Here is a 14,756-nt window from a genome sequence, read left to right on the forward strand (position 1 = left end):
TAACTTTGCAATTCAATCTGAACAATAATACATGTACATATATAACGTTACCACCAATATAGAGGAAACAGCACATGACTCTTGGCTGCAATGGATGAAAGAGACCCATATACCACAAGTACTATCTACCGGTAAATTTTTGAGCGCAAAATTCACCAAGGTTCTAGTAGAAGAAGATATGGGAGGCTATACGTATTCCGTGCAATATACGGTGCCCGATAAGGCAACATTAGATCGTTACTATGAAGAAGATGCCCCGGCACTCATAGAAAGTATCCAGAAAAAATTTGCCGGTCAGTTGGTTTCTTTCAAAACAGAATTAGAAGTTGTAGATGAATATTTTGTACAACGCGCTACTGCAACACATTTTTTGTTTACATATGGCACTTTACAAGAAAGAGAAGTTCAATTAGGAGTTTTTGCAAGACCTTTGAACGGATTTGAAGATGAATTACCGTCATATATAATATCCGACCAAAAAATAGCAGACCTCTACCCTACTTTGCAACATACAGGAAAAGCGGAAGATTCCATTAAAGGCCAAGTGTACACCCTGTCTCATCAAGAATTGCAAAAAGCCGATGTATACGAGGGCGAAGCGTATGAAAGAATTGAAATTCAATTGGCTTCCGGCAAAAAAGCATGGGCTTATATTGCAAAATTTTAAGCTTTTAAAATAGATTTATGGGAACAAAGAAAAAGAAATACAAAGGAGATAAATATGCTCAAAAAAAGCATCAAGAAAAAGGTCCCGTAAAAGCAAAAAAACACCTTGGCCAGCATTTTCTAAAAGATGAGAATATTGCCAAACAAATAGCAGATACGTTATTACAGAAAGACTATAAAAATGTAATTGAAATTGGTCCGGGTACGGGGGTATTAACAAAGTACCTACTATTACGCAACAGTAATTTAGTGGCCATGGACTTAGATACGGAGTCTATCAACTACTTGAACGAAACTTTTCCACTAGAGCATCCAAAGGCATTTCAAGGTGAAGGTTCTTTTAAGGTTATTGAAGCGGATTTTTTAAATTTCGATATCTCCACTTTATTTGGCAATGAGCAGTTTGGCATTACGGGTAACTTCCCCTATAACATCTCAACCCAAATAGTTTTTAAAATGTTAGAGCTACGAGATCAAATTCCAGAATTTTCGGGTATGTTTCAAAAAGAGGTAGCACAACGTATATGTTCGTCAGAAGGTAGCAAGGCCTATGGTATTCTTTCTGTATTGTCTCAAGCATTTTATGATGCCGAATATTTATTTACCGTTGAAGCCGATGTCTTTGACCCCCCACCAAAAGTGCAATCGGGCGTTTTAAGATTGACCCGAAAAGAAAATTTTAAACTCCCTTGTGACGAACAACTACTTTATAGGGTAGTAAAGACAGCTTTTAACCAAAGAAGAAAGACATTACGTAACAGTTTAAAAACATTCACTTTATCAGATAATCTAAGAGAAGACACTATATTTGACCTTAGACCGGAACAATTATCGGTCGAAGATTTTATTGCATTGACGAAGAAAATAGCAGATGACACCCTTTAAACTTACAGACGAATTAGTTTCAGAAATAGAACAGCTCATTGAACAAAATAATGACGCTGAACTAAATGCTATGTTAGGGACCGTGCATTATGCAGATGTTGCGGAGATCATTAATGAACTGGATAAGGAGCAGGCAACTTATTTGATCAAATTATTGGACAGCGATAAAACATCGGATGTTCTTACAGAACTAGATGAAGATGTCCGTGAAGCTATTCTTAGTAATTTATCTACCAAGGAAATTGCGGGCGAGCTAGAAGAACTTGACACAGATGATGCTGCCGATATTATTGGTGAACTACCAAAAGAACAAATACAGGATGTTATCTCTAAAATTGAAGATAGGGAACATGCCAAAGATATTGTTGATCTTTTAAGATATGCCGAAGATTCCGCAGGGGGACTCATGGCAAAAGAGCTTGTAAAGGTGAACGAAAACTGGAACGTGCTTACATGCGTAAAAGAAATGCGCACACAAGCAGAAAACGTTACCCGTGTACATTCTATCTACGTAGTAGATGATGAAGATAAACTAAAAGGTCGTTTATCCTTAAAAGACTTATTGACCACATCTACCAAAACCCACATAAAGGATGTTTTTATAAAAAATGTAGATTCGGTCAACGTTAATGAAGATCCAGAGGAAGTTGCTAGGATTATGAGCAAATATGACCTTGAAGCCATACCTGTGGTTGACGAAATTGGCAGGTTGGTGGGGCGTATTACAATTGATGATATTGTAGATGTCATTAAAGAAGAAGCGGAACGAGATTACCAAATGGCCGCGGGTATTTCACAAGATGTTGAGGCAGACGATAGTATTTGGGATTTAACTAGAGCTCGTTTACCATGGCTGATCTTAGGGCTTTTTGGTGGTGCCGCCGCCGCAGTAATTATGGGCGGTTTTGAAGAAATGTTTCGTGAGTATACCGTACTTTTTCTATTTACACCACTAATAGCGGCAATGGCAGGTAATGTTGGAGTACAATCTAGTGCTATTATAGTACAAGGTCTGGCCAATGACGACATTAAAGGAAGCATCAGTAATAGATTGATAAAAGAAATGTTATTGGCATTATTGAACGGGTTTATCCTATCTTGCTTACTGCTTATTTTTACTTGGATTTGGAAAGGGGATTTTCCCACCTCATTGGCAATTTCCATATCACTGATCGCCGTTATTGTAGTAGCCGGTTTCATAGGCACATTTGTGCCATTGTTTTTAGACAAAAGAGGTATTGACCCCGCCATTGCAACAGGACCTTTTATTACGACTAGTAATGACATTTTTGGTATATTAATTTACTTCTCTATCGCAAAATTGATTTTGGGCATATAATTAACCCACTATCTTTTTTAGAATACTAAGGCTTTACGTATCTTACTGTATTCAATTTTACCTTAATTAAATCATTCTTTGCCATACCCTTCAAAAAGGATAAGGCAAACAACCCTATGAAAAGCATTAATCTTAAAGAAAAACATAAACTTGTAGATGGGTATTGGCATCCACACAAAATTGGTGTCGTGGATAATATGCAGGTATTATTGGCTAAGCTTAAAGGTGAATTTGTATGGCATTCACATGACAATGAAGATGAACTATTTCAAGTGACAAAAGGTACGCTATATATGCAATTTAGAGACCGTACGGAAGTGGTAAGACAAGGCAAATTAATTATTGTACCCAAAGGTGTAGAACATTGCCCTTTAACCAAAGACAATGAGGAAGTGCATATTATGTTATTTGAAAAACAAGGCATTGCACATACCGGTAATGTAATAGACAAAAAAACAAAGACAGAATACCCCAAAATATAATTGAACATAAATGAAAGTATTACACATAGATATAAACCACCCATTAATAATTGAACAGTTTGCTGAACTAGGCTTTACGAACGATGAAGATTATACTTCTTCAAAAGAACAGATAGAAGCAAAAATAGCCGATTATGATGGTCTGATCATTAGAAGTAGGTTTACGATAGACAAACAATTTCTTGATAAAGCAAAAAATCTAAAGTTCATTGGCAGATTAGGAGCCGGACTTGAGAACATTGATACCAAATATGCAAAATCATTGGGTATTTTTCTAGCAGCTGCACCTGAAGGCAATCGCAATGCCGTAGGTGAACATGCCTTGGGTATGCTTTTATCGCTATTTAACAAATTAAATACTGCCGACAAGGAAGTTAGAAATGGCAAATGGGACCGAGAAGGCAATCGCGGAATTGAACTAGAAGGAAAAGTAGTTGGTGTTATCGGTTATGGCAACATGGGCAAGGCCTTTGCTAAAAAACTAAAAGGTTTTGATGTGGAAGAAGTGATCTGCTACGATATTAAAGGCGGCGTTGAAGATGAAAACGCACGCCAAGTTGGTATTATGGAATTTCAAAGCAGGGTGGATGTCATAAGCCTCCATGTACCCCAAACAGAGGTAACCATAGGCATGATAGATGCAGAATATCTAGATAAGTGCAAAAAACCTATTTGGATCATTAATACTGCCAGGGGAAAATGTATAAAAACCAAAGATTTAGTTGATGCCTTAAAATCCGGTAAAGTTTTAGGGGCAGGTTTAGATGTATTGGAATATGAAAAAGCTTCGTTTGAAAACATGTTCACAGATGATAATCTTCCTGAGGCATTTCAGTATTTAATTGCATCTGACCAAGTAATGCTATCGCCACATGTAGCCGGTTGGACGGTAGAAAGCAAAATAAAATTGGCCCAAACCGTAGTTGATAAAATAAAGGCAAAATTCGAAAGCTACAATGAAGTACAAAGCTAACACACCAGACGAATATATTGCTCAATTACCACAAGAACGTAAAGAGGTAATTGAAAAGTTAAGGGCAATTTTACTTAACAATTTGCCTAAGGGCTTTACAGAGCAATTGAGTTATGGTATGCTGGGCTATGTTGTGCCACATTCGCTTTATCCGGCAGGTTATCATGTTCAACCAGAACTACCTTTACCTTTCATTAATTTGGCATCGCAAAAAAATTATATTGCACTGTACCACTCCGGTATTTATGCAGACAACTTATTAATGAGTTGGTTTAAGGACGAATACCCCAAATATTGCAAACGTAAATTGGATATGGGCAAAAGCTGTATACGATTTAAAAGTATGGATGACATCCCGTATTCTTTAATAGAAGAACTGTGTACTAAAATGACCGTAAAGAATTGGATTGATCTGTACGAAAATACTATTAAAAGATAAATAGATATGAAAAAAAGAGTTACGGGACTAGGTGGCTTTTTCTTTAAGACCAAAGATCCCGATCATTCAAAAAATTGGTACAACAAACACTTAGGTTTAAATACCGATCAATATGGCTGTACTTTTTGGTGGAAAGATAAAGAAGGAAACGACTGTTCTACACAATGGAGCCCTATGAATAACGACACTACCTATTTTAACCCTAGCAAATCTAGTTTTATGATGAATTTTAGGGTTGAGAATCTTGTAGAACTTTTGAAAGTTTTAAAAGAAGAAGGAGTCACGGTAATTGGTGAGATCGAAGAATTTGAATATGGAAAATTTGGATGGATTTTAGACCCTGATGGAAACAAGATAGAACTTTGGGAACCAGTTGATAAAGCATTTTTATGATGTTAAAATAATTGCTACATTTAACACCTATTAACCACCAAACAACAATTAAAATGTCAGACGAGAATAAAAATTTCGGAGATAAGGCTGAAGATGCTTTTGATAACGCAAAAGAATCGGCCAAAGAATTTTCTGAAGATGCAAAAGAATCAGCTAAAGAATTTAGTGAGAATGCCAAGAAAACTGCCGATGAATTTACTGCTGGAGCCAAAGAAGCTTTTAGTGGAGCAGGAGGAGAAAACAAAAAAGTTTTAGTAGGAATTTTAGCAATTATATTAGGTTCCTTAGGGGTTCATAAATTCATATTGGGATACCAAAAAGAAGGTTTTATTCTTTTAGGAGTAACAATATTAGCTTACGCAACGTCCTGTCTTGGTATAGGTCTACTATTAGTGTGGATTCCTTACGTTATAGGATTAATTGAAGGTATCATCTACCTAACAAAATCAGACGAAGAATTTTATAACACGTACCAAGTAGGTAAAAAACCTTGGTTCTAAAAAACTTGAGCCAGATATGATCTATCTGGCTTTTTTTTAATTTTATTAATATCGTAATATTGCTATATACAAATATCTTATGGGATTAACGAAAACACAAATATTCAATGCAGAGCAAAATGATCTAGCTATTATTTTTAAAGTGCTTTCTAATCCCGCTCGCATTGCCATATTACAATACATAAGTCGGCAAGATGCTTGTATTTGCAATGATATTGTTGATGAAATAGGTTTAGCACAACCAACAATATCACAGCATCTAAAAGAATTGAAAAGTATTGATTTAATTAGAGGTGAAATTGAAGGCAAAAAAGTTTGTTACTGTATAAATCTCCAAAAATGGACAGCAATACAGGAATTGTTCAATTCATTTTTTAATACTACTAAAAGTAATTGTTGCTAATGAATCTTAAAATTATTGAATTCCATTAAAGCTAATAAAGTATGAATAATATAACCATAAGAGCAATGTTGGCTACTGATTGGAATGCTGTATCAGAAATATATGTAGAAGGTATTTCAACCGGCATTGCCACTTTTGAAACATGTGCACCAACCTATGAAGCATGGGACGCCGCCCACATGAAAAACTGCCGCTTTGTTGTTGAAAGCAATGGTGAAATATTAGGTTGGGTTGCCCTCTCTCCCGTTTCCAATAGATGTGTCTATGGTGGTGTAGCAGAAATTAGCGTTTACATTGCTGGTAACAGTAGAGGTAAAGGTCTTGGGAAATTGTTATTGGAGCATGTCATAATCGCAAGTGAAAAAGAAGGCATCTGGACATTACAATCTGGCATATTCCCTACAAATTATGGAAGCATAAAAGTTCATGAAGCTACAGGTTTTAGAATGATAGGTAAACGCGAGCGTATAGGAAAATTACATGGCAAATGGGTAGATAACGTGCTTTTTGAAAGGCGTAGCAAAATTGTTGGTATAGATTAAATTATGCTTCGTTATCAGTATTTTGACCTTCAAGTAATCGTCGCTCCAATTCAGCTTGAAATTCTTCCATAACAGGTTTAACCGTGCTTTCCGGTAGATCTGCTATTTTAATATACATTAATCCGTCTACAGAATTATTAAAGAGTGGATCAACATTAAAAGCCACCACCTTTGCATTTTGCTTAATGTATTTTTTAATCAAAACCGGTAAGCGTAAATTACCAGGTTCTACTTCATCGATCAAGCGATCAAACTTATTTAAATCGGCTTGGGTTTCATCAAAAACGAATTCTTTATCGGCATCCTTTAGTTTCACCTTAAATTCCTTTTTAGGTCTAATGTATTGCGCCACATAAGGATCCCAGTAATTGGACTTCATGAACTCGATCATCAAAGACTTAGAAAAATTAGAGAACTGGTTACTTATACTTACCCCTCCTATTAAATACTTATGCTCTGGAAAACGCAAAGTAGTATGCACAATACCTTTCCACAGCAAGAATAATGGCATTGGTTTTTGCTGATACTCTTTTGTGATATAGGCACGGCCCATTTCTATGGAATGCTTCATCATATCATAGAGTTCTGGCTCTACCCTAAATAAATCTTGTACGTAAAACCCATCTATACCATGAGCAGGAAATATCTCTGACCCCATACCCATTCTATAAGCTCCAACAATACATTTAGCATCATCGTCCCAAAGAAAAAGGTGGTGATAGTAGGTATCAAAATCATCAAGATCTATTGCCTTATTGGTACCTTCTCCAATAGCCCTAAACGTTACCTCTCGCTGTCTACCAATTTCTTTTAGGATAAACGGCATATCCTTTTCTTTGGCTAAAAAAACCTCATAGTTCTTACTCTGCAGTAACCTACAATCCTTCTCCCTTAGCTTCTCAATTTCACCCTCCATAACCTCTTTACGAACCGCATCCGCAATTTTCTTTGGTTGCTTGGGCAGTTTGAGTGAAGTAGGTATTTGATCAATTAAACGCTCTTTCTCATAGGCGTTAGAGAGCATGTATGTTTTACGGCGCAAAAGATCAGTATATTCTTCAATACTTTGTTGTTCTTGCTGGGTAGCTAATGAAATAGGTTGACCAATTCTAACTTTGATCGGTCTATTGCTTTGGGAAAAAACCTGTGAAGGTATCATGGCAGTTCTTAAAGAATCGCCCAACTTAGAGATTCTATAGAACAAAGAGCTGTTTTTAGCATGAAAATATATGGGTACTACGGGTACATTTGCCTTTCTGATCAGTTTAATGACCGCTTCTTCCCAAGGCTTATCAACAATTAACTTACCGTCTCTATACGTAGATACTTCGCCCGCAGGAAATACACCCAGTACATGACCATTCTTTAAATGTTCTAAGGTTTTCTTGAATCCGGCTAAATTGCTTCTAGCATCTTTATGGTCATTAAAAGGATTAACCGGTAATATATAAGGTTTTAAGGGCACCATTCTCTCTAAAAGAAAATTCGCCATTATTTTATAATCTGGGCGTTGACGCAACATTAGCTTGAACAACAGAATACCGTCTATTGCCCCCAAAGGATGATTACTGATAGTAACGTATGGTCCTTCTTTAGGCAGACGTTTAAAATCTTCCTCAGGAATTTCATAGTCAATATCAAAATGCTCTAAAATGGCATTGGCGTAACTTTCCCCCTCTAAATGGGCAATAGAATCATAAAATCTATTGATAGCCGATATACGTGTAACCTTCATTAACACCCAACCAACAAAGGTTCCCAACACCCCATATTTGGAGAGGTTAATGGCTTTGGCTATTTCTTTTGCGGTGACTAAACCCATATATTCATCCTCATTTTAAAATGTAAATATAGGCAAATAGCCAAAGTAGCTACCAATAATAAATTAGTGAAATAGTGACTGTATTACTTCACTACCAATTGAACGGTTTCCGTACCGCGCTGCTCCAGTAACAACTCATGTCCGTTTTGCAAGGTCTCTAAAGCCTTATTGTCAAAATGCCTTATGGTATATAAAGAAACATTCTCGTGGTGTACCACTTTAAACTTACTTTTTAGCTGTTGTAATAACGCAGCCAATCCTCCAAATTTATTGTCGATACAAACAGAAAAGCTAATAGCGGAATTCTGAATTAAATCTACCTTAATTTTATGCTGATGGAATAATTTAAAAAGCTCACTAATACTGTCTTCTACGATAAATGAAAAATCCAATGAGGATAATTTCATTAGTACCTGATTCTTCTTTACTATAAAGCAAGGTACTTTTGGTTCTATACCAACACCCTTGCCTACCGTAGTACCTTTATCTTTTGGGTTGACAAAAGATTTTACGTGCAAAGGAATTTCCTTGCGTTGTAGAGGCTGCAATGTTTTAGGGTGAATAACGGATGCCCCATAAAAAGCAAGTTCAATAGCCTCTCTATACGAGATATTGTTAAGTAATTGTGTTTCTTCAAAATATCTAGGATCCGCATTTAAAACGCCTGGAACATCTTTCCAAATGGTTACGGAATCCGCATTTAGGCAATAGGCTAAAATAGCTGCCGTATAATCAGAACCTTCACGTCCCAAGGTTGTTGTAAAGTTATTGTCATCACTGCCTAAAAATCCTTGCGTTATGTTAAGAACCTTTTTATCAATATTGGTAACGTTCTTTTGCGTACGTTCCCAATCTACAGTGGTATCTCTATAACTACTGTCTGTCTTAATATAGTTTCTTACATCTAACCATTGGTTTGCAATGCCAATTTCTTTTAAATACGCACTAATTATTGTTGTAGATAACAGCTCACCGTAACCTACAATTTGATCATAAACAAAATTATAATTAGGAGATTTGTTCCAAACCAAAAAGCCGTTTATTTCATCGATCAATACTTTTATTTCTTTATAAATGGTATGTGAAGCATTTGGAAATAATTCTGACACTATAGCATGATGATAATCGACCAACTCAGAAACCTTAGCTGGTATTTCTTGTTTATCATTAAAATAGGCATTAATAATATCTTCCATGGCATTGGTGGTTTTCCCCATTGCCGAAACTACCAGTAACGTATTATCATACCCTACTTCCCTTAGAACCTTAACTACATTTTTAACCGCATTTGCATCTTTTACAGATGCTCCTCCAAATTTAAAAACCCTCATATTCAATCTATATCTAATCTATTTATTTTCTTTTTCCTTAGTTCTTCTTATGCAATCGCATTTAAATATGCTTTAATACCTTTTTGATCTAATTGAACTACATCCCAATCTCTCATTACATTGGCACCTTTACTTTCATAAAAACCTATAGCAGGCTCGTTCCAATCCAGCACTTCCCAGCAAATTCTTCTTACCCCTAATTCATCACCATACTTCACCACTTCATCTAAAAGCGCCGTACCCAATCCTGTTCCGCGCATTTCTTTGGTGACGATCAGGTCTTCTAAATGAATAACCGGTCCTTTCCACGTAGAATATCTTGGGTATACCAATGCCATACCTACAATTTTTTGATTCTTTTCTGCAACAAAACAGTGAAACAATTTCTGTTTACCAAAACCATCTTCCTTTAAATCTTGTACACTAACCTCAACGGCGTGTTCTTCCTTCTCAAAAGTGGCCAATTCTTGAATTAATTGATGCACTTGTTCCATGTCCCCTGCTTGGGCAACTCTAATTATATACTCCATAATTGTTACAAATAAAACACAAAGTTATAAATTTAAAAAATGTAATTAAAATGAAAATGAAACGTTTAACAAAATACACGATATTTGTATATAACCATAAACTAAAGAATGTCTCCAAAAAGAAATCAGACCCTAGGGGAGTTTATTATTGAAAATCAAGATTCATTTCAGTACTCTTCGGGCGAATTATCAAAACTTATTAATGCCATTAGATTAGCGGCCAAAGTTGTAAACCATGAGGTAAGCAAAGCAGGACTAATTGATATTCTAGGTGGCGTAGGCGAAACCAACATTCAAGGTGAAGACCAACAAAAACTAGATCTTTTCGCGAACGATAAATTTATTCAAACATTAAAAAACCGGGAAATTGTATGTGGTATCGCCTCGGAAGAGGAAGATAGTTTTATCAGCATCAACAGTAACGATGATAACCACCAGAACAAATATGTAGTACTGATCGACCCTTTAGACGGCTCGTCCAACATCGATGTAAACGTTTCCGTGGGTACCATTTTTTCTATTTACAGACGGGTTACCCCTATTGGAACTCCCGTTACAATGGAAGATTTTTTACAGCCTGGACACAAACAAGTTGCCGCCGGTTACGTAGTTTATGGCACCTCTACCATGTTGGTGTATACCACAGGTGATGGTGTAAACGGCTTTACCTTAAACCCTGCATTGGGTACTTTTTACCTATCGCACCCAAATATGCAATTCCCGGAAGATGGTAGAATTTACTCAGTAAACGAAGGTAATTATGTGCATTTTCACCAAGGCGTAAAAGATTATATCAAGTACTGCCAAATGGAAGAAGATGATAGACCATATACCTCAAGATATATTGGATCCTTGGTTTCAGATTTTCATAGAAACATGATCAAAGGGGGCATTTACATGTACCCTAAAAGTAGTGTTACTGAAAGCGGTAAATTAAGGTTATTGTATGAATGTAATCCTATGGCATTTTTAGCCGAACAAGCGAACGGACTTGCAATTGGCGGCAAAAATCGAATTATGGACATACAACCAACAGAACTGCACCAAAGGGTTCCTTTCTTCTGTGGAAGTAAGAACATGGTCATAAAACTTCAAGAATTTTTAGATAAATATCATTAATAAAAAAGGGAGCTTTTAGCTCCCTTTTTCTTTACCCTTTTTTCAAGGCTAAAAATTATTTCTTTAATAGATACAGATAATCTTCAAAATCAATTTTTCCTCCAAAAATAGCTACTGAACGCTCAATAACCTTATCTGCTTTATCACCGGTAAAACCTAGACCAATAGCATATTTTTTAATTAGAATTCTTTCTTCGTCATCAATTTCATGATCAGAATAAACAATTCTAAATAGATCATATAAACGCTCCAATCTTTTTTCGGAATCTGGCGTTGAATCTATTGGATATTTATTTTCCTTCTTAAAAACCTCCTCATACTCAGATTTGGTGATATCTAGTTTCGTAGCAAAACGATCTAGCATTTTTCTTTCCTCTGTACTAATTTCACCGTCTACTGACGCTAAAGTTGCCAAAGCTGCAAAGTGGGCCAAATTTCTTCTGTGCTCACCGCTAGTATATAAATCTGCAAAAGACATATCTTATTTTTTAATTATTGAGCAAATATAATTTTTTTAGAGGTCATAGTTTACTTTGACATCAACTTTGTTAAAATACAAAATTTGTAACTTGACAAAGCTATGAAAACTCCCTTATTACAATTTACCAACAACGGTATTTATTGCGAAAAAGCCAATGTATACCTGGATCCGTGGAAACCGGTAGACCACGCCATAATCTCTCATGGGCATGCAGACCATAGTAGATATGGTCATAAGAAATATATAACCCACTACCGTAACGTACCAATAATTCAACATCGTTTAGGTGAAATAAATGTTACCGGAAAAGAATGGGGAGAAATCTTCACGGTCAACAATGTAAAGTTTAGTCTTCACCCAGCCGGGCATATTATTGGCTCGTCACAAATTAGGGTAGAACACAAAGATGAAGTATGGGTTTTTACAGGAGATTATAAAACTGAAAATGATGGTATTTCCACACCGTATGAACCTATAAAATGTAACACCTTTATTACCGAATGTACCTTTGGATTACCCGCATTTAAATGGACACCCCAGGCAGAAGTTCTAGAAAACATTAACAATTGGTGGGCAGAAAATAGAGCTGAAGGTAAAACATCCATACTTTTTGGGTATAGTTTGGGCAAAGCACAACGATTATTAAAGTACCTAGATACCGACATTGGAGAAATATATACCCATGGTGCCATTGAAAATATGACCGAGGTTCTTAGACCGTTGGTAGATTTTCCCAAGACCACTTTAATTACCAGAGACACCAAAAAAGAGCAGCTTTTAGGCAATATTGTATTGGCACCACCAAGTGCCCATGGTAGTACTTGGATCAGAAAAATGGTACCCTATGTTACTGCTTCCGCAAGCGGATGGATGACCTTTAGGGGAGCAAGACGAAGAAGGGCTATTGACAAAGGTTTTGTTTTAAGCGATCATTGCGATTGGCCCGGTCTTTTAGAAAGTATTGAAGCCACAGGCGCCGAAAAAATTATCTGTACACATGGCTATACAGATATATTCTCGAAATATTTACGGGAACAAGGTTATGATGCCCGTACAGAAGCTACGCAATACGGTGAAGAAGAAACAGAAGCTGCATTAGCTTCAAAATCTACCGCATCTGTATGAGAAATTTTGCACAGCTTATAAAAACCTTGGATAGTACCAACAAAACTACGGTTAAGGTACAGGCATTGACCGACTATTTTCTAAAAGCCAATGATGCCGATAAGGTTTGGACCATCGCAATTTTATCGCATCGTAGACCACCAAGACCGGTAAACACAACGCTATTAAGAACTTGGGCTTCAGAACTGGCAAATATTCCACTGTGGTTATTTGAAGAAAGCTATCATATTGTTGGTGATCTTGCAGAAACTATCGCCTTGGTCATTCCGGCAGCCGACCAATCATCGGACAAAAGTTTAACCGATTTTCTTCAAGAAATGATTGCCCTTAAAAAGAAGACAGACGAAGAAAAAAGAGCATATCTCTACGAAAATTGGAGTGTTTTAAACTATTACGAACGGTTTGTGTTCACTAAACTGATTACTGGCGGATTCAGAATTGGGGTAAGTCAAAAACTAATGACACGTGCCCTTGCAAAAGCCACCCAAATTGACGAAGATATTTTAGCCTATAAATTAATGGGCAACTGGGACCCGAATAAAATCACTTTTCAACAATTGGTTTTAGAGGAAAATGAGAGCGATTACCTTTCAAAACCTTATCCTTTTTATTTGGCTTATGCCATTGAAGGTGAAGTGTCAGACTTAGGCGTTATACAAGAATGGTCTGCAGAACATAAGTGGGACGGAATTCGTTCTCAAGTGATCTTAAGAAACAATGAATTATTTGTTTGGAGCCGTGGCGAAGAATTGGTTACGGATAAGTATCCCGAATTTGAAAAATTCATAGGCGTTATCCCAAACGGTACGGTCATAGATGGTGAAATTCTACCTTTTCCAAAAGGTGCTATTGGCACCTTTAACGATTTACAAACCCGCATTGGTAGAAAAAACGTAACCGCCGCACTTTTAAAAAAAGTTCCGGTAATTTTAAAAGCATATGATATTCTTGAATGGGAAGGAGAAGATATTCGCCAATTACCTTTTATAGAACGTAGAGAAATTTTAGAACATCTTTTTAAAAATGTCACTGAGCAAAACCAAAGTGATGACACTAAACTTAGCCGAAACGAGGTCACTGAGCGTAGCCGAAGTGATGTCCCCCTTCACCTCTCTAAAACCATCTATTTTAATTCATGGGAAGAGATGGCTGAAGAAAGAGACCGCTCTCGCGAAATGCACAGTGAAGGCTTAATGCTAAAAAGAAAAGATTCGCCCTATTTAGTCGGTCGTAAGAAAGGTGATTGGTGGAAATGGAAAGTTGACCCACTGACCATAGATGCGGTTCTTACCTATGCTATGCGCGGTCATGGTAGGCGAAGTAATCTTTTTACAGATTATACTTTTGCCCTTTGGAAGGATAATGAAGAAGGAGAAAAAGAACTGGTAACCTTTGCAAAGGCATACTCAGGCTTAACCGATGCGGAATTCAGAAAACTAGATGCTTGGATAAAGAAAAATACCTTAGAAAGATTTGGACCCGTTCGTAGTGTTACTCCGCATCACGTGTTTGAAATTGCCTTTGAGGGTATAGCATTATCCAAGCGACATAAAAGTGGTGTTGCTACCCGTTTTCCTAGAATGCTACGCTGGAGAAAAGATAAAAATATTCATGAAGCAAATACGTTGGATGATTTGAAGGGATTAATTCCGAGCGAAGCGAAGGAATCTGTTAAATAAAAAACGAAAAATTAATTTATATCTGTTGATTTCACAAGCCTAAATAA

Annotated in this window: 17 protein-coding genes; 13 read left to right on the top strand and 4 right to left on the bottom strand. The window is 36.6% G+C overall.

All coding sequences use genetic code 11. The features are described 5' to 3' along the window. Window positions 1–31: 31 nt before the first annotated feature. The 10 genes from I600_RS19585 to I600_RS09150 all read left to right on the top strand — a co-directional run bounded on the left by I600_RS19585 (window position 32) and on the right by I600_RS09150 (window position 6,622). Window positions 32–667 carry a DUF4286 family protein gene (locus I600_RS19585; protein WP_074671506.1) on the top strand — a complete coding sequence of 212 codons (636 nt, stop codon included), beginning with the start codon at window positions 32–34 and terminating at the stop codon, window positions 665–667. Between the two features lie 17 nt (window positions 668–684). Beyond that, complete coding sequence (gene rsmA, locus I600_RS09110; RefSeq protein ID WP_058104116.1) at window positions 685–1,551, top strand: 16S rRNA (adenine(1518)-N(6)/adenine(1519)-N(6))-dimethyltransferase RsmA; 867 nt, start codon at window positions 685–687, stop codon at window positions 1,549–1,551. Further along, on the top strand, window positions 1,538–2,890 hold the full coding sequence (gene mgtE / locus I600_RS09115) for a magnesium transporter (RefSeq protein WP_058104117.1): 1,353 nt from the start codon (window positions 1,538–1,540) through the stop codon (window positions 2,888–2,890). The genes rsmA and mgtE overlap by 14 nt, the downstream gene beginning before the upstream one ends. Window positions 2,891–3,006: 116 nt before the next feature. Beyond that, window positions 3,007–3,372 carry a cupin domain-containing protein gene (locus I600_RS09120; RefSeq protein ID WP_058104118.1) on the top strand — a complete coding sequence of 122 codons (366 nt, stop codon included), beginning with the start codon at window positions 3,007–3,009 and terminating at the stop codon, window positions 3,370–3,372. Between the two features lie 10 nt (window positions 3,373–3,382). Next, window positions 3,383–4,345 carry a 2-hydroxyacid dehydrogenase gene (locus I600_RS09125; protein WP_058104119.1) on the top strand — a complete coding sequence of 321 codons (963 nt, stop codon included), beginning with the start codon at window positions 3,383–3,385 and terminating at the stop codon, window positions 4,343–4,345. Further along, window positions 4,329–4,784 (top strand): DUF1801 domain-containing protein, encoded by a 456-nt coding sequence (locus tag I600_RS09130; protein ID WP_058104120.1) that lies wholly within the window; start codon window positions 4,329–4,331, stop codon window positions 4,782–4,784. Before I600_RS09125 ends, I600_RS09130 begins: the two co-directional genes overlap by 17 nt. A 6-nt stretch (window positions 4,785–4,790) precedes the next feature. Further along, on the top strand, window positions 4,791–5,177 hold the full coding sequence (locus tag I600_RS09135) for a VOC family protein (RefSeq protein WP_058104121.1): 387 nt from the start codon (window positions 4,791–4,793) through the stop codon (window positions 5,175–5,177). Between the two features lie 53 nt (window positions 5,178–5,230). Further along, window positions 5,231–5,677, top strand: a complete 447-nt coding sequence (locus I600_RS09140; protein WP_058104122.1) for an NINE protein — start codon at window positions 5,231–5,233, stop codon at window positions 5,675–5,677. 79 nt (window positions 5,678–5,756) lie between these two features. Next, entirely contained in the window at window positions 5,757–6,080 is a 324-nt protein-coding gene (locus I600_RS09145) for an ArsR/SmtB family transcription factor (protein WP_058104123.1), read from the top strand. 41 nt (window positions 6,081–6,121) lie between these two features. After that, on the top strand, window positions 6,122–6,622 hold the full coding sequence (locus tag I600_RS09150; RefSeq protein ID WP_058104124.1) for a GNAT family N-acetyltransferase: 501 nt from the start codon (window positions 6,122–6,124) through the stop codon (window positions 6,620–6,622). A gap of 1 nt (window position 6,623) precedes the next feature. Here I600_RS09150 and I600_RS09155 read toward each other — a convergent pair whose 3' ends face one another. From I600_RS09155 to I600_RS09165, 3 genes are all read right to left on the bottom strand, one after another. Further along, window positions 6,624–8,444: a GNAT family N-acyltransferase gene (locus I600_RS09155; protein WP_058104125.1), complete on the bottom strand. Its 1,821-nt coding sequence runs from the start codon at window positions 8,442–8,444 to the stop codon at window positions 6,624–6,626. 83 nt (window positions 8,445–8,527) lie between these two features. Then, a complete protein-coding gene (locus tag I600_RS09160; RefSeq protein ID WP_058104126.1) occupies window positions 8,528–9,775 on the bottom strand; it encodes an aspartate kinase in 1,248 nt (415 codons plus the stop codon). A gap of 47 nt (window positions 9,776–9,822) precedes the next feature. After that, entirely contained in the window at window positions 9,823–10,305 is a 483-nt protein-coding gene (locus tag I600_RS09165) for a GNAT family N-acetyltransferase (protein WP_058104127.1), read from the bottom strand. 108 nt (window positions 10,306–10,413) lie between these two features. On the opposite strand from I600_RS09165, the gene fbp reads away from it, so the two are divergent. Beyond that, complete coding sequence (gene fbp, locus I600_RS09170; protein WP_058104128.1) at window positions 10,414–11,424, top strand: class 1 fructose-bisphosphatase; 1,011 nt, start codon at window positions 10,414–10,416, stop codon at window positions 11,422–11,424. A gap of 55 nt (window positions 11,425–11,479) precedes the next feature. On the opposite strand, the gene I600_RS09175 is transcribed toward fbp, so the two are convergent. Then, window positions 11,480–11,902 carry a tellurite resistance TerB family protein gene (locus I600_RS09175; protein WP_058104129.1) on the bottom strand — a complete coding sequence of 141 codons (423 nt, stop codon included), beginning with the start codon at window positions 11,900–11,902 and terminating at the stop codon, window positions 11,480–11,482. A gap of 102 nt (window positions 11,903–12,004) precedes the next feature. Between I600_RS09175 and I600_RS09180 the strand changes: the two genes are divergently transcribed. Both I600_RS09180 and I600_RS09185 read left to right on the top strand, forming a co-directional pair. Then, window positions 12,005–13,030 carry a ligase-associated DNA damage response exonuclease gene (locus tag I600_RS09180; protein ID WP_058104130.1) on the top strand — a complete coding sequence of 342 codons (1,026 nt, stop codon included), beginning with the start codon at window positions 12,005–12,007 and terminating at the stop codon, window positions 13,028–13,030. Next, window positions 13,027–14,709: an ATP-dependent DNA ligase gene (locus I600_RS09185; RefSeq protein ID WP_058104131.1), complete on the top strand. Its 1,683-nt coding sequence runs from the start codon at window positions 13,027–13,029 to the stop codon at window positions 14,707–14,709. Before I600_RS09180 ends, I600_RS09185 begins: the two co-directional genes overlap by 4 nt. Window positions 14,710–14,756: the final 47 nt, after the last annotated feature.

This window comes from Maribacter dokdonensis DSW-8, assembly GCF_001447995.1.
Lineage (GTDB): Bacteria > Bacteroidota > Bacteroidia > Flavobacteriales > Flavobacteriaceae > Maribacter > Maribacter dokdonensis.

Bases quoted from the DNA above. Each gene is read 5' to 3' on its own strand.
- I600_RS19585 (WP_074671506.1), top strand. From the start codon at position 32: ATGTACATATATAACGTTACCACCAATATAGAGGAAACAGCACATGAC.
- rsmA (WP_058104116.1), top strand. From the start codon at position 685: ATGGGAACAAAGAAAAAGAAATACAAAGGAGATAAATATGCTCAAAAA.
- mgtE (WP_058104117.1), top strand. From the start codon at position 1,538: ATGACACCCTTTAAACTTACAGACGAATTAGTTTCAGAAATAGAACAG.
- I600_RS09120 (WP_058104118.1), top strand. From the start codon at position 3,007: ATGAAAAGCATTAATCTTAAAGAAAAACATAAACTTGTAGATGGGTAT.
- I600_RS09125 (WP_058104119.1), top strand. From the start codon at position 3,383: ATGAAAGTATTACACATAGATATAAACCACCCATTAATAATTGAACAG.
- I600_RS09130 (WP_058104120.1), top strand. From the start codon at position 4,329: ATGAAGTACAAAGCTAACACACCAGACGAATATATTGCTCAATTACCA.
- I600_RS09135 (WP_058104121.1), top strand. From the start codon at position 4,791: ATGAAAAAAAGAGTTACGGGACTAGGTGGCTTTTTCTTTAAGACCAAA.
- I600_RS09140 (WP_058104122.1), top strand. From the start codon at position 5,231: ATGTCAGACGAGAATAAAAATTTCGGAGATAAGGCTGAAGATGCTTTT.
- I600_RS09145 (WP_058104123.1), top strand. From the start codon at position 5,757: ATGGGATTAACGAAAACACAAATATTCAATGCAGAGCAAAATGATCTA.
- I600_RS09150 (WP_058104124.1), top strand. From the start codon at position 6,122: ATGAATAATATAACCATAAGAGCAATGTTGGCTACTGATTGGAATGCT.
- I600_RS09155 (WP_058104125.1), bottom strand. From the start codon at position 8,444: ATGGGTTTAGTCACCGCAAAAGAAATAGCCAAAGCCATTAACCTCTCC.
- I600_RS09160 (WP_058104126.1), bottom strand. From the start codon at position 9,775: ATGAGGGTTTTTAAATTTGGAGGAGCATCTGTAAAAGATGCAAATGCG.
- I600_RS09165 (WP_058104127.1), bottom strand. From the start codon at position 10,305: ATGGAGTATATAATTAGAGTTGCCCAAGCAGGGGACATGGAACAAGTG.
- fbp (WP_058104128.1), top strand. From the start codon at position 10,414: ATGTCTCCAAAAAGAAATCAGACCCTAGGGGAGTTTATTATTGAAAAT.
- I600_RS09175 (WP_058104129.1), bottom strand. From the start codon at position 11,902: ATGTCTTTTGCAGATTTATATACTAGCGGTGAGCACAGAAGAAATTTG.
- I600_RS09180 (WP_058104130.1), top strand. From the start codon at position 12,005: ATGAAAACTCCCTTATTACAATTTACCAACAACGGTATTTATTGCGAA.
- I600_RS09185 (WP_058104131.1), top strand. From the start codon at position 13,027: ATGAGAAATTTTGCACAGCTTATAAAAACCTTGGATAGTACCAACAAA.